This window comes from Streptomyces sp. NPDC054794, from assembly GCF_053611585.1.
Window position 1 is genome coordinate 282,479 of the sequence record NZ_JBSHAQ010000004.1, and the last position, 19,947, is coordinate 302,425.

The 19,947-nt window shown below is 69.1% G+C and carries 16 protein-coding genes; 7 read left to right on the forward strand and 9 right to left on the reverse strand.

Annotation, left to right across the window (positions count from 1 at the left end; translation table 11 throughout):
- Positions 1-307: 307 nt before the first annotated feature.
- Positions 308-1,102 carry an SDR family NAD(P)-dependent oxidoreductase gene (locus ACWGKT_RS06305; RefSeq protein WP_453272695.1) on the reverse strand — a complete coding sequence of 265 codons (795 nt, stop codon included), beginning with the start codon at positions 1,100-1,102 and terminating at the stop codon, positions 308-310.
- Between the two features lie 202 nt (positions 1,103-1,304).
- Entirely contained in the window at positions 1,305-2,870 is a 1,566-nt protein-coding gene (locus ACWGKT_RS06310) for a phospholipase D-like domain-containing protein (protein ID WP_453272696.1), read from the reverse strand.
- A gap of 418 nt (positions 2,871-3,288) precedes the next feature.
- Here ACWGKT_RS06310 and ACWGKT_RS06315 point away from each other — a divergent pair, with 418 nt between their 5' ends.
- On the forward strand, positions 3,289-3,612 hold the full coding sequence (locus ACWGKT_RS06315) for a hypothetical protein (protein WP_453272697.1): 324 nt from the start codon (positions 3,289-3,291) through the stop codon (positions 3,610-3,612).
- A gap of 41 nt (positions 3,613-3,653) precedes the next feature.
- On the opposite strand, the gene ACWGKT_RS06320 is transcribed toward ACWGKT_RS06315, so the two are convergent.
- Positions 3,654-4,577 carry a GNAT family N-acetyltransferase gene (locus ACWGKT_RS06320; protein WP_453272724.1) on the reverse strand — a complete coding sequence of 308 codons (924 nt, stop codon included), beginning with the start codon at positions 4,575-4,577 and terminating at the stop codon, positions 3,654-3,656.
- A 433-nt stretch (positions 4,578-5,010) separates the two neighbouring features.
- Between ACWGKT_RS06320 and ACWGKT_RS06325 the strand changes: the two genes are divergently transcribed.
- Positions 5,011-5,976, forward strand: a complete 966-nt coding sequence (locus tag ACWGKT_RS06325; RefSeq protein ID WP_453272698.1) for an alpha/beta hydrolase family protein — start codon at positions 5,011-5,013, stop codon at positions 5,974-5,976.
- 60 nt (positions 5,977-6,036) lie between these two features.
- Here ACWGKT_RS06325 and ACWGKT_RS06330 read toward each other — a convergent pair whose 3' ends face one another.
- The 5 genes from ACWGKT_RS06330 to ACWGKT_RS06350 all read right to left on the reverse strand — a co-directional run bounded on the left by ACWGKT_RS06330 (position 6,037) and on the right by ACWGKT_RS06350 (position 13,582).
- A complete protein-coding gene (locus ACWGKT_RS06330) occupies positions 6,037-7,059 on the reverse strand; it encodes an SDR family oxidoreductase (RefSeq protein ID WP_453272699.1) in 1,023 nt (340 codons plus the stop codon).
- A 16-nt stretch (positions 7,060-7,075) separates the two neighbouring features.
- A complete protein-coding gene (locus ACWGKT_RS06335) occupies positions 7,076-8,215 on the reverse strand; it encodes an enolase C-terminal domain-like protein (protein ID WP_453272700.1) in 1,140 nt (379 codons plus the stop codon).
- Positions 8,212-10,017, reverse strand: coding sequence for a thiamine pyrophosphate-requiring protein (locus ACWGKT_RS06340; RefSeq protein ID WP_453272701.1), 1,806 nt, complete (start codon positions 10,015-10,017; stop codon positions 8,212-8,214). Before ACWGKT_RS06340 ends, ACWGKT_RS06335 begins: the two co-directional genes overlap by 4 nt.
- A gap of 42 nt (positions 10,018-10,059) precedes the next feature.
- The gene (locus tag ACWGKT_RS06345) at positions 10,060-13,125 is read right to left on the reverse strand and encodes an FAD-binding and (Fe-S)-binding domain-containing protein (RefSeq protein ID WP_453272702.1); all 3,066 of its coding nucleotides are present in this window, start codon (positions 13,123-13,125) and stop codon (positions 10,060-10,062) included.
- Between the two features lie 193 nt (positions 13,126-13,318).
- Entirely contained in the window at positions 13,319-13,582 is a 264-nt protein-coding gene (locus ACWGKT_RS06350; RefSeq protein WP_453272703.1) for a DUF6343 family protein, read from the reverse strand.
- 156 nt (positions 13,583-13,738) lie between these two features.
- On the opposite strand from ACWGKT_RS06350, the gene ACWGKT_RS06355 reads away from it, so the two are divergent.
- Positions 13,739-14,188 carry a Ku protein gene (locus tag ACWGKT_RS06355; RefSeq protein WP_453272704.1) on the forward strand — a complete coding sequence of 150 codons (450 nt, stop codon included), beginning with the start codon at positions 13,739-13,741 and terminating at the stop codon, positions 14,186-14,188.
- Positions 14,146-14,928, forward strand: a complete 783-nt coding sequence (locus tag ACWGKT_RS06360) for an Fpg/Nei family DNA glycosylase (RefSeq protein WP_453272705.1) — start codon at positions 14,146-14,148, stop codon at positions 14,926-14,928. Before ACWGKT_RS06355 ends, ACWGKT_RS06360 begins: the two co-directional genes overlap by 43 nt.
- Positions 14,929-14,992: 64 nt before the next feature.
- Here the strand turns inward: ACWGKT_RS06360 and ACWGKT_RS06365 are convergent, their stop codons facing one another.
- The gene (locus ACWGKT_RS06365; protein WP_453272706.1) at positions 14,993-17,203 is read right to left on the reverse strand and encodes a catalase; all 2,211 of its coding nucleotides are present in this window, start codon (positions 17,201-17,203) and stop codon (positions 14,993-14,995) included.
- 248 nt (positions 17,204-17,451) lie between these two features.
- On the opposite strand from ACWGKT_RS06365, the gene ACWGKT_RS06370 reads away from it, so the two are divergent.
- The 3 genes from ACWGKT_RS06370 to ACWGKT_RS06380 are packed head-to-tail and all read left to right on the forward strand — an operon-like array spanning position 17,452 to position 19,862.
- Positions 17,452-18,417: an LLM class F420-dependent oxidoreductase gene (locus ACWGKT_RS06370; RefSeq protein WP_453272707.1), complete on the forward strand. Its 966-nt coding sequence runs from the start codon at positions 17,452-17,454 to the stop codon at positions 18,415-18,417.
- Positions 18,418-18,476: 59 nt separating this feature from the next.
- Positions 18,477-19,367, forward strand: a complete 891-nt coding sequence (locus tag ACWGKT_RS06375) for a Rieske 2Fe-2S domain-containing protein (protein WP_453272725.1) — start codon at positions 18,477-18,479, stop codon at positions 19,365-19,367.
- Between the two features lie 18 nt (positions 19,368-19,385).
- On the forward strand, positions 19,386-19,862 hold the full coding sequence (locus tag ACWGKT_RS06380; protein WP_453272708.1) for a hypothetical protein: 477 nt from the start codon (positions 19,386-19,388) through the stop codon (positions 19,860-19,862).
- Positions 19,863-19,947 lie beyond the last annotated feature (85 nt).

Genomic DNA, 19,947 nt, shown 5'->3' on the forward strand with positions numbered 1-19,947 from the left:
CACATCCAGTGGATCTGGCTGCTTCCGGTGGGTGCACTGCTCTTGGTGGCGTGGGACTACGGGGGCGTTGCGCGGCTGATGTGGGACATGCAGCCGGCGGCCCGGCGGAGAACGTGGCCAGGACCGACGGGCCTCCGTGTCATCGCCGGGATCCTGGCGATCGCCGCGACCATGACTCGTCTCATTGAGCCGGCCGTCAGCTGAAAGGCCTCAACTGCGGGACAGAGGACGGGAACCGAACCACTCGGCCGCGGTCGCGGAGGCGATGTGCGCTGCTGACACGGACCATGGCATGCGCTCAGTGAGATCACAACGTCTTGATCTGGCCGCCGTCGATGGTGAACTCGGCTCCTGTGATGTTGCCGGCGAGCGGGGAGGCCAGGAAGAGGGTCAGGTCGGCGACTTCGTGAGGTTCGGTGACCCGGCCGGTGGAGATGCCCATGCTCTGCGGCACGACGACATCGATGGCTTCCTGCGCGGTGGTGCCGGCCTGGGCCGCCGTGGCGTCGGCGAAGCCACCCGGGGCGGTCCAGAAGGGAGTGCGGACCGGTCCCGGAGCGATCGAGTTCACTCGTACGCCTCGCGGTGCGAACTCCTCGGACAGCGACTTGGTCAGACTCGTGAGCGCGGCCTTGGCCGCGGAGTAGTCCACGACCATGGGGAAGGGCAGGCGCGCGTTGATGGAGCTGATGTTCACGATGGAAGCCGTGTCCGCGCGCAGCAGGTGAGGGAGTGCCGCGCGGCTGGCCCGGACCGCGCTGAACAGGGTGATGTTGAAGATCCGCTCCCACTCGGCGTCGTCGATGTCCAGGAAGCTCGGACGCGGCGTAGCGGCGCCCAATGCGTTGACCAGGACGTCGACCCTGCCGTACTGGTCCACCGCGTGCCGGACGAGTGTGTCCGGTCCCTCTGCGGTGGTCAGGTCGATGGGAACCGTGGTGACGCCATGGCTCTCGTGCAACGCTTCCAGCTCGGGAGTGACACTTCGGCTGCCGGTGACGACATGTGCGCCTTCACGCGCGAACGCATCGGCGATGGCCAGGCCGATGCCCTTGCTCGCTCCGGTGACGACGGCGACCTTGTCCTTGAGCTGGAAGTCCATGGCGTACCTTTTCCGGTTTGATCACCACATATGTCGAGAGTACGCGGAACGGGCGTAGCCGGCTCAGGCGAGCAGCCGACCCGGGCGCGCCGTGATTCAGGCTTCGAATGCGTACTCGAATTTGGGCATGGCCAGGCTGGACGGGGGAGGGGGACGGTAGGGCCCCGCGTCGAAGGACAGCGCGGGGCCCTATTGCCCTCTGTCACTTCGGGCAGATGCCGCGTGCGTAGTCGTAGGTGGCTGTTGCCCGCGAGTACGTCCACTGCGGATCGAGCAGTTTCGTCGTGAGCTGTCGGGCGGCCGTGGGGCTTTCCACGATGTAGCCGAAGTCCTGCAGCCAGGACGGGTAGAGGTTCTTCGAGCCCAGGTAGAAGGCCGATCCGTCCACGGATACGAGTTTGTGGTGCTGTGCGTAGGGCTTTCCGTCCGACCAAGTGGCGCTGTCGGAGGAACGGGTGGTGGCGAGTTGCAGGTTGGCGCACATGGCTGCCTGGGCCTGCGGCAGGCTGCCGGTGACGAGTGCGAGGCGCTTGCGGAGCACGTCACTGATTTCGTTCAGTGACTTGATCTGGGAGTAGCCGCCGCTACCGATGGCACCGCGGTTGGCGGGGTCGCTGACCACGATGCGGACCTTCACACCGTCGGCGATCTTCGCCGCGAGGGTGTCGTACAAGCGGATGTCGTAGCGCGGTAGCGGCGGACAGGTGGCGTTCATGTCCTGCTGCGAGATCTCGACGTGGTCCTTCGCGCTGCCGACGAGTGCGCGCAGGGCGCTCTCTTCGGGGTTCACCGTGTCGTAGTCGCGGTCGGCGTTGGTGTAGTCGTGCACGCCGACCACGCACTTGGTGTCGGACGCGGTCGGCAGGGTCGGGTGGAAGGGCGACGACGGGTCGACGTCCTTGATGCCGACCCCGAGCCCGCCCACGGCCAGCACGGGAACGTCGCCGCTCGCGCCGGACGGGTCGGTGGCGGCGTCGTTGTCCTTCTCCAACGACGACATGCAGTCAGCGCTCTGGGACTTCGCGAGCCAGACCTTGGTCGCGTTGTTCCGGTTGTCGCACGTCCAGGACCACAGCTGGTCCAGGTACCGGGTGGCGGAGCCCGCGGAGGGCCCCGACAGGGCCAGGTCGACATCCGACACCGGGTGGGTGGTGTCGATGTAGTCGTTCTTCCAGTTGTTGATGCCGCCGGTGATCACCGACCGGCCGTCCACCACGAGCAGCTTGGAGTGGTTCCAGGAGAAGCCGGTCTTCGACGTCGTCATCGACGCGACGTTCAGCGTCACGTCGTCGGCGTACTCACCGAGTGCGGCGCGCAGTTCGTCGCGGTATTTCGACGGCACCACGTTCAGGTGGTAGATCGGTGCGGCGCCCACGAGGACGCGTACCTTGAGGTGGTGGCCGGCGGCGGCCGCCTCCTTGAGGCCGGCGACGATCGCACTCTGAAACGCGCCGTCGGGGAAGGGTGCCAGCGTCGATATGTCGACGGTCCCGGTGGCCGACGAGATGTTTTCCTCCATCTTGGTGAGCAGCTTCTGAGTGCCCAGGCGCTGGGTGCAGGCCGCGTCACCCCAGCAGCCGGGGGTCGGCAGCAGCCAGTCGGAGGGATCACCGCCGCCGGTGTCCAGGGTGTTGCCGTCCGTCCGTTCCCAGACCTGCCCCTCCAGACCTGGCGAGACTTCCCGCAGAGCACGCTCGACACTGTCGAGGTGCGGCGTCGGCGACTCGGCCAGAGCCGGGACTGCGGGCAGCGCGGAACTGATGAGCACGGTGAGTGCGGCGGTTCCTGCGAGACGGTGTAAACGGCGGGTACGGGCCAATGTTCGCGTCCTTGTCGACATGTCACTGAGACTCGTGGGCGTCGGCAGGCTCTGCCGGACATGGCCCGGCGAGCCGCGGTTCAAGGCCCACGAATGATCAAGTGAATGTACCAACCGTAGATGTCACGTGAACTGAGGGGATACGTTCCGCCTCGCATGGCGCTTGGAGCGCACCCGAGTTGACGGATCGTGCGCTCCACGGCATACCCACGGTCGTCACCACCGCGCGCGAAACCGGATGGCTCTGACCGGAAGCGCCCACTACATTCGCCGCGGAGGTGAGTCCGTGTCCTGGCCGTCTGTGATCATTCTTGCTCCGGTGGAGCAACGCCTGTCGCTGTCGACGCGAATCCGTGCCCTTGGTCTCGTGCCGGATCCGACGACGGGGGGCGAACGTCTGCACTGGCAGGGGTACTCGTACTGGTTCGACCTGTCGGGCGGGATCCTTTCGGACTTCGAGCCTGAGGACCTGGAAGAGATCACGGCGCGGATCGGGGAGCCGTACGGCGCCTACGTTTCATGCGAGTCCATGGACGCGGCCCGAGCCTTCCTACGGCAAGTCCTGACGGAGGTCACCGGACTTCTCGACACCAATCACCATGACGTTCTTCCGGCCGGCGAGTTCCTAGACCTTCTGGAACGTCACCCGCAGTGGGACTGGCGCCGGGTGCCGAGCGCGGACCTGCCGTAGTCCGGTTGGGGCGCGCGTGCACGGCCGTCTCGCCGTCGCGTTCAGCTCCAGGTCATGTTGATCTCGCGGCCGAAGTTGACGTATCCGGCGCGTTGGAACGCGTTCGCCATGGGGACGTTGCCCACGTCCGTGGACGCGCGAATGCGCGGGACGTCCTGCTGGGCGAGGATGCGGGTGCCTTCGTTGAGGATGTCGTCGATGTACCGGTGACCGCGATGCCGGGGGAGCACGGCAAGGTAGGCGATGATCGCGTTGTAGCCGTTGTGGGCCGGGATGACGAAGCCCACTGGCTCCGCGTTGGGCAACACCGCGACGCGCCACCAGTCCCTGGGGCTGGTGTAGCGGGCGAGTTCGTCCTCGTAGTGCTTGGTCGCCGCGGCGTCGGCGGACATCCGGGTCAGGTCGTGGCGACTGTGGGCGTCCAGCGTGCCATCCAGGACCTGGGTCATGAGGGCCGGCAGTTCGGCGTGGTCGCGGGGCGGGCAGAAGGTCAGACGCCCGCTCGGCTCGGGCAGCGGTGTCCCCGGCCGCCACTCCAGGCGAAGCCGCTCCACGAACAGTCGGGCGCCGGTGCGCTCCAGGATCGTCATGCGGTCTTCGACGATGCGTCTGGTGGCCGCCTCGTCACGCCAGTCGGGCGGGATGAAGCGGCCGTACTCGGGTGGAGGCGATCCGCTCGGGAGGGTGGCGGACATCGCGGTGCGCAAGAGCCGTACGCCGACGTCCACTTGGCCGGGCGCCGGGAGGCTGTCGTCGACATCCAGGATGTCCAGGTGGAGAGGGACCCTGTCGCCTGGTCGGCTCCACCAGGCCGCTCTGGCCAGCAGTCGGTCCCCTGCCAGCGCCACCCACATCCATTCCGGACGTCGGTGGCCCTGTACGAGGTCGTCCGACAACTCATCGTTGAGGACGTAGGGCAGTCGGCAGAAGAGGCTGAGTTCCTCACGCCCGGCGATCGGGCGCATCGTCAGGTTGTTCAGATCCACGGTCGAGGCATGCTCCGGTGAAGGGCGCTCGTCCGTTCCGGGGGTCAGACGCGGTCCGTACCCCGGGAGAAGACAAGCGCGGTGGTCGTGGGGATCATCGGCTTACCCCTCCTCTCGCTCACATGGCCCCTCGGTCTTGGTGCCGAGGAATCAGGGATCACTTCTATCCGGTCGACGGCTCCGCCTGCAATCCAGTATTCGATCCATCGCTGGGCGAGGCGCCGAACCAGCCGCCGGCCGACGGTCGTTGACAAAGCGGAACACCGCTCCGTATATTAAATGGAACAGTGATCCGCTTTCGCGATGACGGAAGCCGGACGCTACTGACCGCCTCGCCGGCCACTGACCGCCGGCCACCGGCCGCCGGCCGCAGGAAACCGGCATCAGAGGCCCTTGAAGGGAATTCCGCATCATGAGTGCATCGCCCCACACAGCCGACATCCTCAGCTCGCCCGCTCCCGTCCTCTCGGTCAGTCCGGTGGTGCTGCCGGCCCCCGGCCGAGCCGTGGACCTGGAAGTGCGCGTCTCCGTACCCGTGACCGGCAGCGACCTGCCGGTCATCCTCCTCTCACACGGCCAGGGCTACTCGAACAACCTCTCCTCGCTGAACGGCTACGCCCCCCTCGTCAACTTCTGGGCGGCGCACGGGTTCGTCGTCATCCAGCCCACCCACCTGAGCTCCAAAACGCTGAGTCAGGTCCTCGACCCCGACACCCCCGGCGCGCCTCTGTACTGGCGATCACGCGCCGAAGACATGAGGCGCATCCTCGATCGGCTCGACGTGATCGAGGCTGTCGTACCTCAGCTCCAGGGGCGCCTCAGTCACAGCAAGGTCGCCGTGGCCGGGCACTCGATGGGCGGGCACACCGCGAGCCTGCTGCTCGGCGCCCGGCTCACCGACCCGGACGACGGAACGGAAGTGAACCTCGCCGAACCCCGGATCAAGGCCGGTGTCCTGCTCGCCGCGCCCGGCCGAGGCGGCGATGCCCTCACCGGGTTCGTCGCCGAGAACTGGCCCTTCTTCTCGAGTACGGACTTCTCCGAGATGAAGACGCCCGCACTCGTCGTCGTCGGCGACAAGGACGACTCCGCCCACCTGACGGTTCTGGGCCCCGAGTGGCATGCCGACCCGTACGTCCTCTCCCCGGGCCCCAAGTCCCTCCTCACCCTGTTCGACGCGGAGCACGGGCTCGGCGGGGTCTCCGGATACGACGTCGCCGAGACCACGGACGAGCACCCCGAACGAGTCGCCACCGTCGCCCGGCTCACCTGGGCCTACCTCCGCGCCGAGCTTTACCCGGGGGATCCGGCCTGGCAGGCAGCGCGGGAAGCACTGACGGCAAGCCCCGACCCGCTCGGACGGGTCGACATCAAGTAGCTGATGAGGCGCCATGTTCTGTAGCGCGCCATCGGGTGGCGACCAGGGACCACCATGTGCCTACGAGCCGCCGCGTGCACCCCCGGAGATCCCTCGACGTGCGCCGGCTGCCGCGGCCACCAGGCCGGCTCCCACCGCAGCGGCCGTCATCGTCGGATGGCGGGCCAGGGCGGCCTGCCAGGAGTGGGTGTGGGACGCGTCGTCGAACTCGCCGTGCGCTCCGTAGTCCCTGCCTGATGGTGCGTCGGCCGGTGAGAACAGGTTGTCGGGGCCCTGAGGGGCTGGGCTGTCGGTCTGTTGCGCGTCGAATCCGGTGCGGGCCAGGTAGCGGTCCAGCAGGGCGGGGGCGAGGCGGTTGGCCCAGATGGTCGCCAGGGTCGGGGCTCCGATGTAGTACTGCTTGCGCTTCGGGTGGTCGGCGGCGTGCAGGACGCCGCGGGCTGCGACCTCGGGCTGGTAGATCGGCGGGACCGGCTGCGGATGCCTGGGCAGGCGGGATCGTACCCAGGAGAACTGCGGTGTGTTGACGGCCGGCATCTGGGCGATGGTGATGTGGACGCCACTGTGTCGGTGGAGCAGTTCGACCCGTAGGGAGGAGGTGAAGCCGTTGACGGCGTGCTTGGCTCCGCAGTACGCCGATTGCAGCGGGATGGCGCGCTCGCCGAGTGCGGAACCCACCTGCACGATGGTGCCGTGATCACGAGGCAGCATGCGGCGGAGAGCGGTGCGGGTGCCGTTGACGAAGCCGAGGTAGGTCACTTCGGTCACGCGCTTGTACTCCTCGGGTGGGATCTCGTCGAAGGGCGCGAACACGCTGGTGAACGCGCAGTTGACCCACACATCGATGGGACCGAAGGTCTGCTCGGCCATGTCGGCGAGGTCCTCGAGCTGCTGCGGGTCGGCGGTGTCGGCCACTTGGACGAGGGGCCGACCGCCGAGCTCCTCCACCTCGTCCGCCGCCGCGTCCAGCCCTTCCCGGCCCCGGGCGACGAGGGTGATGTTGGCACCGCGCCGGGCGAAGAGCCGGGCCGTGGCGCGACCGATCCCGGCGCTGGCGCCGGTGACGACGATGTTTTGGGGCATGGTCCTTCCTTCGGGCTCAGCGCACGTGCCGGAAAGGCTCCGCGCGCTCGGTGTTGAGACTCAGTCCCAGACCCGTTGGTCCGTCAGTGCCAGGGGTGATGTCGCCGCCGCTGGGATCAAGGGTGCCGTCGAAGAGCAGGCGCTCTATGCGGATGTGGTCGTGGAACCACTCCAGGTGCCGCAGGTTGGGGACGGCAGCGGCGGCGTGGGCGTGTGCGTGCGGGGCGCAGTGCCCGGAGATGTCCAGGCCGTGTGCCTGGGCGAGCGTTGCGACGCGCAGCCATACGGTGACGCCGCCGCAGCGGGTGACGTCGGCCTGGAGACAGTCGACGGCACCGGCGGCCAGCATGTGCTGGAAGTAGGGCAGGGTGTAGCCGTACTCCCCGGCGGTGACGTCGACACCGATCCGGCCGCGGATCGCGGCGAGCGTGCGCAGGTGGTCGGAGGAGACGGGCTCCTCGAACCATGTCACGCCCTGGTCGGCGAGGGCGGCGGCCACTCGGACGGCTTGCTTGGCGCTGTAGCCGCCGTTGGCGTCCACGTACAGTTCGGCGGCCTCGCCGATGCTGGCACGAGCCTGCGCCACGCGCCGCCGGTCCCGGGATTCGCGCTGCCCCCAGGAGTCCCCGATCTTGATCTTGACGCGGGGAATGCCCTCCTTCTCGACCCAGTCGCGTAGTTGTCTGTCCTGTTGTTGGTCGTCGTACGTGGTGAAGCCGCCGCTGCCGTAGACGGGCACGTCGTCGCGTGCCGCGCCGAGGAGGCGGACGAGAGGGAGGCCGAGCAAGCGGGCCTTGGCGTCCCACAGAGCGATGTCGACGGCGGAGACGGCCTGTGCGCAGACGCCGGGCAGGCCGGCGTTGCGTACGGCGCGCTGCATGGCCTCGTTCAGGCGCGGCACGTCGAAGACGGAGGCGCCGGTGACCACGTCGGCGAGGAGGTCACCGATGACATACGCCGTTGCCGCGGGGGCGTAGGTGTAGCCGAGCCCGGTGACGTCGGCGCAGTGGACGGTGGCCAGGACGAGCGTGGTGCTGTCCCAGGCGAGGGTGCCGTCCGCTTCGGGCGTGTCGGTCGGCACCGTGTAGACGGCGGAGTCCAGGCGTGCCACCCGTTCGGCGCTGTCCACACGTGCCACCAGCCCCTCGGTGGTCACCGATGCTCCACGCGGTGACGGTGGCCGGGCAGGAATTCCTGGACCTTGGCCTTGAACCCCTGCCGGACCATGGCGACGCGGTCGCTGTCGCCCCTGAGGACACTGGCCGTGGCGGCCTCGATCTGGTCGAGGGTGGCGTGCGGCGGGATCGGTGGCACCGCCGGGTCCGTGAGGAAGTCGAGCACGCAGGGCCGGTCGCCGTCGAGCGCCGCCTTCCAGGCGCCCTCCACCTCGCCCGGCTTCTCGATCCGCAGACCGTGCAGGCCGAGCGAGCGAGCGAAGTCGGCGTAGGCGACATCGGGGAGCGACTGCGAGGGCAGGAACTGCGGTGCTCCCTCCATGGCGCGCATCTCCCAGGTGACCTGGTTGAGATCCCGGTTGTTGAAGACGGCGACCACCAGCCGCGGATCGTCCCAATCCCGCCAGTACTTGGCAACGGTGATCAGCTCGGCCATGCCGTTCATCTGCATCGCCCCATCGCCCACGAGAGCGATGACCGGCCGGTCGCCGTGGGCGAACTTGGCGCCGATGGCATACGGGACGCCCGGTCCCATGGTGGCGAGCGTGCCCGACAGCGAGCCGCGCATCGCGCCGCGCAGCTTGAGATGGCGCGCGTACCAGTTGGCGGCCGACCCGGAATCCGAGCTGAGGATCACGTTCTCGGGCAGCAGGCCGCTGAGCGCGTGGGTGACGTACTCCGGATTGATCGGGTCGGCCTCGACGGTAGCGCGTCGGTGCATGACGTCCCACCAGTGGGTGACGTTGTCCTCGATCGTCTCGCGCCAGCTGGGGTCGGTGGCCTGTCGCAGCAGCGGCAGCAGCCGGCGCAGCGTCCGGGCGGCATCGCCGACGAGATTGACCTCGAAGGGGTAGCGCAGGCCGACCATGTGCGGGTCGATGTCGATCTGCACGGCCCGGGCCTTGCCGAATTTCGGCAGGAACTGGGTGTAGGGGAAGGACGAGCCGATCACGAGGAGGGTGTCGCAGTCGCGCATCATCTCGTACGACGGCCGGGTCCCCAGCAGGCCGATGGCACCGGTGACGTAGGGCAGGTCGTCGTCGAGCGCGTCCTTGCCCAGCAGGGCCTTGGCCACGCCGGCACCGAGCCGGTCGGCAGTTTCCATGACCTCCGGCCGGGCTCCCCGCGCGCCCTGACCGATGAGCAGGGCGACCTTGTCCCCGGCGTTGAGCACCTTGGCGGCGCGGGCGAGGTCGTCCTCGTCCGGCACCGGCGCGTAGTGCGGCATGCCGAGGCTGGAAGGCACCATCTTGAAGGCGTGCTCGGGCGGGGAGTAGTCCAGTTGCTGGACATCGGCGGGGATGATCACGGCGGTGACCGAACGCCTTGCCACGGCGGTGCGCAGAGCCCGGTCGAGCACGTTGGGCAGCTGCTCGGGGACGGTGACCATCTCGCAGAAGTCGGAGGCGACGTCCTTGTACAGGCTGACCAGGTCGACCTCCTGTTGATAGGAGCCGCCCATGGCGCTGCGGTTGGTCTGGCCCACGATGGCGACCACGGGCACGTGGTCGAGCTTGGCGTCGTAGAGCCCGTTGAGGAGATGGATGGCGCCGGGGCCGGAGGTGGCGGCACATACGCCCACGCGGCCGGAGAACTTGGCGTAGCCGACCGCTTCGAAGGCGGACATCTCCTCGTGGCGCGACTGGATGAACCGTGGGTTGTTCTCCGCACGGCCCCAGGCGGCGAGCAGTCCGTTGATGCCGTCGCCCGGGTAGGCGAAGACGTGCTCGACCTCCCATGCGCGCAGCCGCTGGAGGACGTAGTCGGAGACCTTCGTCGACATGACTGGGATCCTTTCCGGGTTTGGCCGGCGGTCCGCTCCGGGTCAGGAACTGCGCAGGCGACGTACGACGCCGAGACCCGTGGTGGCCGTGAGGGCGGCGGCGCCCGCCGTGGCCGCCCAGCGAGCCGTGCGGGACGGGACGTCGGGCCGCCCGGCCAGGCGCTCGGGATGTTCGCTCGGCAGTGGGCCGTCGAGCCCGAGGGCCAGGGCCTCGGCGAGGTGCAGGGCTCGCCGTCCGGTGTCGCCGTGCTCGATCTGGGTGCGGCAGCTGAAGCCGTCGGCCAGCAGCAGGCTGTCGGGGGCGGCCTTGCGGACGGCGGGCAGGACGCCTTGTTCGGCCACGGTCATGGACACCTCGTGGTGGCCGCGTTCGAAGCCGAAGTTGCCGGCCAGGCCGCAGCAGCCCTCGTCGAGGACGTCGGCGTCCAGGTGAGCGCGGCGCATGAGTTCCCGGTCGGCGTCGAATTTCATGATCGCGTGCTGGTGGCAGTGGGTCTGTACCGTCGCCTGCCGCGCCAGATGGGGCGGTCGCCAGTACCTGGGGGCGTGCTGGACGAGCTGCTCTGCGAAGGTGCGCACCTGGCCGGCCAGCCGCCGCGCATCCTCGTCCTGCGGCAGCAGTTCGGGTGCGTCGGCGCGGAAGACCGCGGTGCAGGAGGGTTCCAGGCCGACCACGGGCGTGCCGGCGTCCAGGTAGGGGCGCAGTACGCCGAGCGTGTGGCGCAGGACCCGCTGGGCGACGGCCAGTTGGCCGGTGGAGATCCACGTCAGGCCGCAGCAGACAGGTGCGTCGGGTACGGCGACCCGGAAGCCGGCATCCTCCAGAACCCGTACGGCCGAGATCGCCACCGATGGGTGGAAGAAGGTGCTGAAGGTGTCCGGCCAGAGCACCACCGCGGTGGGATCCATGGGGTCCGGCTGTGCGCTCCCGCGAGCGCGCCACCACTGGAGGAAGGACTCCTCGGCGAACACGGGCGCCGACCGGGCGGCGTCCACGCCGGCCAACCGCTTGCCCGCCCGCGCGAGGCCCGGTGCGTGCAGCAGGCTGTTGACCAGCCTCGGCGCCGGACGCGACAGCCGCGCCCATATCGGCAGCCAGCCCATCGAGTAGTGGGCCGCGGGACGCAGCCGTCCGGCGTAGTGGTGGGCGAGGAACTCGGCCTTGTACGTGGCCATGTCCACCCCCGTCGGGCAGTCCGACTTGCACCCCTTGCACGCCAGACACAGGTCGAGCGCGTCGCGCACCCCGGTCGACCGCCAGCCGTCGACGATCGCCGAATCGGGGTGGCCGTCGAGCATCTCGAACAGCAGCCGGGCGCGTCCGCGCGTGGAGTGCTCTTCCTCCTTCGTGGCCCGGTAGGAGGGGCACATCACGCCGCCCCGGTGGGTGCGGCAGTTGCCGATTCCGACACAGCGCAGCACCGCGCGGTTGAAGGAGTGGTCGTCCTCGGGGTAGCCGAAGTACGTGTCGGGTGCGGTCGGCCGCCAGGTGGGGCCGAGCCGCAGTTGCCCGTCGACCGGATGCGGGTCGACGACCTTGCCGGGATTCATCCGGTCGCCCGGGTCGAACAGTGCCTTCAGTTCGACGAAGGCGGACACGAGCCGGTCGCCGAACATACGGGTCAGCAACTCGCCTCGGGCCTGGCCGTCGCCGTGCTCACCCGACAGTGAGCCGCCGTAGGAGGCGACGAGGTCCGCGGCCCGCTCCAGGAAGCGGCGGAAGTCCGCGACCCCCTGCGCCGTCCTCATCCCGAACGGGATGCGCGTGTGCACACAACCCTGCCCGAAGTGGCCGTACAGCGAAGGGTGGTTGTAGTCGAACTCCTCGAACAGCCGCTTCAGGTCGCGCAGATAGTCGCCCAGACGGTCGGGTGGGACGGCGGAGTCCTCCCAGCCCTCCCAGGTCTCCCGGTCGTCCGGTGGACGGGCGGTCACCCCCAGCCCGGCCTCGCGGGCCCTGAGCATCCTGTGCTCCCGCTCGGGATCGTCGGAGAAGGCGACCGAAGCGTCCTTCTCGCCGCGGCCGATCGCCTTCAGCAGCGCGTGCGCCTGCTCGTCCGCCTCCTCCTGGTTGTCGCCGTCGAACTGCAGAAGCAGCCAACTGTCGCCTTCAGGGAGGGTGTTGAGCGAGTCGAGGTAGGCGTGCTCCTCGCGCATCAGCTGGGCCATCCGCCCGTCCAGGGCCTCCAACTGGCCCGGAGAGCAGTGCTCCAACAGTCGGGGCACGTCGTCGGCGGCGTGGCAGATGTCGTCGTACCCGAGGACCAGCAGCGACTGCCAGGCCGGCACCGGCACGAGGTCGAGTTCCGCACGCAGCACGGTCACCAGGGTGCCTTCGCTGCCGACCAGGGCCTTGGCGAGGTCGAGGTGGTTCTCCGGCAGCAGGGAGTCGAGGTTGTAGCCGGACACCCTGCGCGGGATCTTGGGGAACCCGCGGCGGATGTCCGCCAGATACTCGCCGACGATGCGGTCCAGACCGTCGTAGATCTCGGCCCGGCGCCCGCCCTCGGCGGCGATCTCGGCACGCTCGGCCCGCGACGTCGGACCCACCCACATGCGCAGTCCGTCGTAGGTCAGGACCTCCAGCCGGCGCACGTTGTCCACCGTCTTGCCGTACGCCTGCGCGGACCCTCCGCACGAGTTGTTGCCGATCATGCCGCCCAGGGCGCAGTGGCTGTGGGTAGAGGGTTTCGGCCCGAACTGCAGGCGGTGGTCGGACAGCCGCCGGTTGAGTTCGTCCAGGACGATGCCCGGCTCCACCACACATGTGCGGGTCTCGGGGGAGACGGAGACGAGGGCGTCGCAGTACTTGCTCCAGTCGACCACCACGGCCGTGTTCGTGCTCTGCCCGGCCAGGCTCGTGCCTCCGCCCCGCGACAGCACCGGAGCCCCGAACCGTGCACACACCTCCATCGCGTGGGCACCGGCCTCGACGTTGCGCGGAACCACGACGCCGATCGGCACCTGCCGGTAGTTGGAGCCATCCGTGGAGTAGGCGCCCCTGGTGCCCGCATCGAAGCGGCCCTCGGCATCGGTCTCGTCGTGCAGAGCGGCGGCCAGTCCCGCCGTGTCCACGGTGACCGTGCGTCGTGCAGGTGCGATTGTCATCGACGCGATCCGCCCATCATTTTTGTCACTCCTGTCGCGTAGGCCCGGCCCAGCCGTCGGCCGGGCATCCGGCTGCTGGGAGGGGCCCCGCCCTTGCCGACAGGCTTGCTCATGATCGGTCTCCAGTCCTCGCACTGAGATCCGCCCGCTCAATAGGCCTGCGGGTACCCCGGATCGTGGAGACGTCCTCCCGCTACGGGCGTTCCTTCGCCCGTCTTCTCAGTACGGCCGCGAGGTTCACCGCCGAGATCAGGGTCAGCACGCCGCAGATCCCGGCCAGCACCTCGAGCTCGCCGGTGTCAGGGCTCCCGTGGGGTGATGAGGAAGCCGCCCACAAGCTGAACGACACCGTCGCCGCCGTGAAGAGCACCAACCCGGCGGCGGCCAGTACGGCACGCAGCCCGAGGGCGCTCCGGGCGGTCGTCGGCTCGGTTCCGGTCCGCTGGGAGTGGCTCATCATCAACTCCTGGTCCCCGCGCGGTCACGCTCCGCCGAGGTGCCTGTGGCCTCGTACGGGACGAGTGCCCAGCACCTTGATCGTCTATCACCCAGAAGTCCAGGATGCGATCAGCGCCCTGACGGGGTGCGATGGGTGTGTGCGGAGGTGAGCGCCATGGCGCGGGCTGTGTGGAGTGGAGTGCTGACGTTCGGGCTGGTGACCGTTCCCGTGCAGCTCTTCACCGCGACGGAAACCCATGCGGTCCACTTTCACCAGCTGCAACGTGGCACTTCGGACCGGGTGCGCAACAAGCGGGTGAACGAGCGCACCGGTGAAGAGGTGCCCTTCGACGAGATAGTCAAAGGCTTCGACACGGGCGAAGGCGAGTACGTCATCGTCGAGCCGGAGGAACTGGACGACATCGCGCCCGGACGGTCACGAGCCATCGAGATCGACGGCTTGGTCGACCTGGACGCCATCGACCCGGTGCTGACGCGCCGGCTTCCGGCGGCGGGCGAAAAGCGCGTGCTTCCTGACAGGGCCGGCGTGCGGGCCCGCCCCGTGCGGGTACCCGTCCTTGCATGCCCGAACTTCCGGATGTCGAAGGATTCCGCCGGGCGCTGATGAGCTGCGGCGGCCGTCGGTGTGTCACCGACATCGAGGTACGGGACAACGGGGTTCTGCGGGGTGGAGTGACCGAGGAGCGGCTGCGCGGGCAGCTGAAGGGAAAGCGTCTCGGGAAGGCGTGGCGGCACGGTAAATGGTTGTTCGTGCCAACGGTCGACGGCCCCACACTCGTCTGTCATTTCGGGATGACAGGGTCACTACGATGCTGCGCTCTGGACGAGCCGATCGCGGCGCATGACCGCATCGTGCTGACCCTCGACGACACCCGGACCCTGCGCTATCGCGATCAACGCAAGTTGCAGGGCGTGCAGTTGGCCGACAAGAACGCTGTCGACCGGCTTCTGGAGGGGCTGGGCCCCGACGCCGCGGGCGTGCGGAGAACGGAGTTCAGGGAACTGCTGTCGGCGCGGCGCGGCGCCATCAAGAGTGCCCTGATGGACCAGTCCGTGATCGCCGGTCTCGGAAATCTTCTCTGCGACGAGATCCTCTGGCGGGCTCGGATCCACCCTCGGACTCCGGCTCGGGACCTCAGCGAAGCGGACCTGCGTCACCTTCATACGGCCATGGGCCGAGTGCTCGACACCGCCGTGCGTGCCGGGCGCGTGCCTCCGCGTCGCTCGTGGCTCACCGGGCGCAGAGACGACAGCGAGCCCGTGTGCCCCCGGTGCGGCATCCTCCTGTGCTCCAGCCGTGTCGCCGGACGCCGCACGGCCTGGTGTCCGCAGTGCCAGTCCTGACCGTCGGTGTGCTCGACCTTCGCGTTTCGCCGTGCCTCAACCGGTTTCCCGGGTCGGTCGGCTTTCACATGAGCGCCGGGAAACGGTCCCACACGCGGTGCCGAGCCAGCAGGTCGGTCACCAGGCTCAGGGCGGCCGTGCCGTCGTCCCCGCTCACCACGCCCGGCGCGTCGGAAGCGATGCCGAGGGCCTCGTACACCTGCCGGGCACCGTTCCAGCCGCCGATGGCCTTGGCATGGCGGTACGCCTCCCCGACGAGCAGCAGGACCCGCGGGTCCACCGGCGCGTCGCCGCCACCGGCGGCCTTGGCGTCCCGGCTGCCGTGGGCGTCCGCGGCGGGCGCGGGCGCACCGGCCAGCAGCAGCGCGTCGAATTCGACGGACCGGGCCGCGGCGAAGGTCCGCTGCACGGGGACCGGCTCCGTACCGCCGTCGCCCAGCACACCGCCGGACGGACCGATGACCAGGGGCACCATGCTCTGGTCGAGCACCGACTGCCGTACGGCCTGGACGGCGGCGAGGTCGCTCTTGTCGTCGGCGATGATGCCGATGACTCGGCCGACGGACGGCCACTGCTTCCCCACCTGCGCCAGGGCCGGGCTCGGCGCGACGTCGGCGAGCGGCTCGGTCGGCTGGGGAGCGGGCAGGCCAAGACCGGACGCGACCTCCTGGCAGAGCTGGGCGTCGATCTGCGCGAGCGTCCGCAGGACACGTTCCTTGATCGCCTGCTCGTAGCACTTGCTGAGCTCGAAGGTGTAGGCGGCGACGACATGCTCGCGTTCTACCGGCGAGAGGCTCAGCCAGAACCTGCGGGGTTGGCTGAAGTGGTCCTCGAACGAGGCCGGAGCCTCGCGCACCTTCCGCGCGGCCGGCATCTCCAGGGGCACCTCGACATGGCCCGCCGCCTCGGGGCCCGCGGCGAACGGGCATCCGCCGTCGAGTGAGTTGGGCCGGTACGGAGCCACGCCGCTGTGGACGGCCGTCTGGTGCACGGCGTCGCGCTGCATGTCGTTGACAGGGGAGTGCGGGCGATTGACAGGTATCTGTGCGAAGTTGGGGCCGCCCAGCCGGGTGATCTGAGTGTCGAGATACGAGAAGAGCCTGCCGGCGAGCAGCGGATCGTCGGTGATGTCGATGCCGGGGACCAGGTGTCCGGGGTGGAAGGCGACCTGCTCGGTCTCGGCGAAGAAATTGGACGGGTTGCGGTCGAGGGTGAGCAGCCCGATCGGCTGCACCTGGGCCATCTCCTCCGGCACGATCTTCGTGGGATCCAGCAGGTCGATGCCCTGGAAGGTCTGTTCGGGAGTGTCGGGGAAGGTCTGGATGCCCAGCTCCCACTGGGGGAAGGCGCCCGCCTCGATCGCGTCGGCGAGGTCCCGGCGATGGAAGTCGGGATCGGCGCCACTGATGATCTGAGCCTCCTCCCACACCAGGGAGTGCACACCGAGCTTCGGCTTCCAGTGGAACTTCACCAGGGTCGTGGCGCCGTCCTCGGCGACCAGGCGGAAGGTGTGCACGCCGAACCCCTCCATCATGCGGAAGGACCGCGGGATGCCGCGGTCGGACATGTTCCACAGCGTGTGGTGGGCGGCCTCGGTGTGCAACGACACGAAGTCCCAGAAGGTGTCATGGGCGCTCTGTGCCTGCGGGATCTCCCGGTCGGGATGTGGCTTTCCGGCATGGATGACGTCCGGGAACTTGATCGCGTCCTGGATGAAGAACACCGGGATGTTGTTGCCCACCAGGTCGAAGACACCCTCGCTGGTGTAGAACTTGGTCGCGGAACCGCGTGTGTCGCGGACGGTGTCGGCCGAGCCCCGCGAGCCGAGCACTGTGGAGAACCGGACGAAGACCGGTGTCTCCACCTCCTCGGCGAGAAATGCGGCCTTGGAGACCTTCGACGCGGTGCCGTATCCCCGGAAGACGCCGTGCGCGGCGGCTCCACGGGCATGCACGACCCGTTCCGGGATGCGTTCGTGGTCGAAGTGGGTGATCTTCTCCCGCAGGTGGTGGTCCTGAAGGAGTACGGGACCGCGCGGACCTGCCTTGAGGGAGTGGTCGGTGTCCGGCAGCCGTAGGCCTTGGGCGGTGGTGTGCCGATCACCGGCCTGGGCGACCGAGGCCGCGTCGAGTCCGGTGGGCTGCCCGGTGGGGCTGTAGGTCTCGGGCCCCCGCTGATCGGGCTTGGGCGGCAGCGGACCGCGTGGCTCGGTGGGCTCCTCGATCCGAGGCGGTTGCGCGGCGGGACGACCGGGAATGGGGTGCGACGGGCTCATGGGATTCCTCGCGGGCAAATCGGCTCGATAAGTACGGCAGCATCCGTCCCGAGGGCGTCCTTCGGTCGATGTCCCTCTCGGGGGGAGCGGTGGGCCGGCGGTTGACGGGCACCCTTATGCGACGGTTCATGACGTCCTCCGGGAACTGGATGCTCGTCGAGTCCCCGCGGGCACCAGGAGGAAACGTGGGTGAGGCCGGCTCACCGCCGTTGTCGTTTCCTTGTGAGCCGGTCGGGTAGTCGCGACATATGGTGCGATTCGGATACACGATGATGACCGAGCAAGCCGGTCCACAGGACCTGGTGACGCATGTCGTGCGGGCCGAGGAGGCCGGCTTCGACTTCTCCGTGACGTCCGACCACTACTTTCCATGGTTGGACGAGCAGGGGCACGCCCCGTACGCCTGGAGCGTGCTGGGCGCGGCCGCGCAGGCCACCTCACAGATCCCCTTGATGACGTACGTGACCTGCCCGACGAGGCGCTACCACCCGGCGGTCGTGGCACAGAAGGCGGCGACGATGCAGTTGCTGTCCGGCGGCCGCTTCCGGTTGGGGCTGGGCTCCGGTGAGAACCTCAACGAGCACGTCGTGGGTGGCGGTTGGCCATCCGTCGACATACGTCACGAGATGCTCGCCGAGGCGATCGAGATCATCCGGGCGCTGTTCGGCGGCGGTTACGTCAACCACCGTGGCGAGCACTTCGACGTGGAGTCCGCCAAGCTCTGGGACCTGCCCGACAGGCCGCCGCCCATTGGCGTGGCGGTCTCCGGGCGGCAGTCCTGCGCGCTGGCGGGCCGCCTCGCCGACCTGATGATCGCCGTCGAGCCGGACGCGAACCTCGTCACCGCCTTCGACGAGTACGGGGGTAGGGGCAAGCCGCGTGTGGGGCAGCTGCCGGTCTGTCACGACCCGGATCCTGACGAAGCCGTACGGCGGGCACATGAGCAGTTCCGCTGGTTCGGCGGTGGTTGGAAGGTGAACGCCGAGCTCCCCGGGACCGCGGCCTTCGCCTCCGCCAGTGCGTACGTACGCGAGGAGGACGTGGCCGACTCGATCCCCTGCGGGGACGACCCGGAGGTGTTCGCCGAGGCCGTGCGCCCCTACGTGGAAGCGGGGTTCACCGAGATAGCCCTCGTCCAGGTCGGCGGAGCATCCCAACTGCCGTACCTGGACTGGGCGGAGAAGACGCTGCTGCCCGCCCTGCGCGAGCTGTGAAAGCCCGCCCCTGGGTGGGCCGCCAACGCAACAAAGGAGGGCCGGTCTTCATGAAACTCATGGGATTGACGACCGGAACACACGGACCGCACAGCGGCGCACTCGCGGCCGCGATGGACGCCCTCGAAGGCCAGGCACGACTCGACGCCATGGCCGGGACCATACGCAAGGTCGTTCGCGCACTCCCCCTGGGGAAGGGCAGGGACGCGCTACGAGGTCTTTGGCTCGGCCACCCACTCCACCCCGCCTTGGTGCAACTGCCCATCGGCTCATGGAGCTCGGCCGCGATCCTCGACCTCTTCCCCGACGAGAGCCGCGCCGCACGCCTCCTCATAGGCGTCGGCCTGGTCTCCGCGGGACCGGCCGCCCTGGCCGGCTGGGTGGACTGGGCCGAGCAGCGCCCCCGACAGGCCCGCGTGGGCCTGGTGCACGCCGCGGCGAATCTCGCCGCGGTCACCGCCTACTCCGCCTCCCTGGCGGCGCGGACGAAGGGGTACGACGTGCTCGGCCGCCTGCTCGGCTTCGGGGGTCTGACGCTCGCCACGGCCGGGGGTGTGCTCGGCGGCCACCTCGCCTATCGGCAGGCCGCCGGCGTCAACCACGCGGAAGCCGTCCCCGTGCTGGTCGAGCCCGGCTGGCACCGGATCGGGACGCTGGACGACTTTCCCGTGGGCGAGCCCGTACGGCGGACCGTCGACGAGGTCGCACTGGCCGTCGTGCGGGACGAGGACGGCGTGCCGAACGCCCTGGCCGACCGGTGCAGCCACATGGACGGACCGCTCCATGAGGGCAAGGTCCTGGAGGGCTGCATCGAATGCCCATGGCACGGCAGCCGGTTCCGGCTCTCCGACGGCGTGAACGTCCAGGGCCCTGCGACGGCGCCCCAGCCGCGATTCGACTGCCGGGTCACCCCGGAAGGCGCCGTCGACGTCCGGCGCGCGGAGCTTTGAGGGATCGAGGAGGTCGCCATGCGCCGGGAAGCTCTCGGGATCTATCTGAACGACCACCTGGCCGGAGCCACGGCCGGGCGACTGATCGCACATCGTCTCGCCGAGCACTACCGCTCATCGCCCTACGGCGGTGAACTGCACCGACTGGCGGTCGAGATCGCGGAGGATCGGCAGACCCTCCTCGACCTGATGGACGCGCTCGCCGTCCCCGCCCGCCGCCACAAGGTGTTCGCCGGGTGGCTCGGCGAGAAGGGACGCCTGCTCAAGCTCAACGGGCGGGCGACACGGCGCTCCGGGCTGAGCACCGTCATCGAACTGGAGATGCTGCGCCTGGGCATTGAGGGCAAGTCCCTGCTGTGGAAGACACTGCTGGCGCTCACTCCGGCCAGAGAACTGGACGAGACGCTGCTGAAGGAACTGCTGGACCGCGCCCGGGACCAGATCGACACGGTGGAGACGGTCCGTACTGGTGCGGCCGTCGCCGCCCTGCGCTGACCCGTGCCGGGCCGGCGGGGGGGGGGCGCCCCGCCCGCGGCGCCCCGCGCCCGGGGGCGCGGGCGTGGTGGAAAAAAAAAAACAC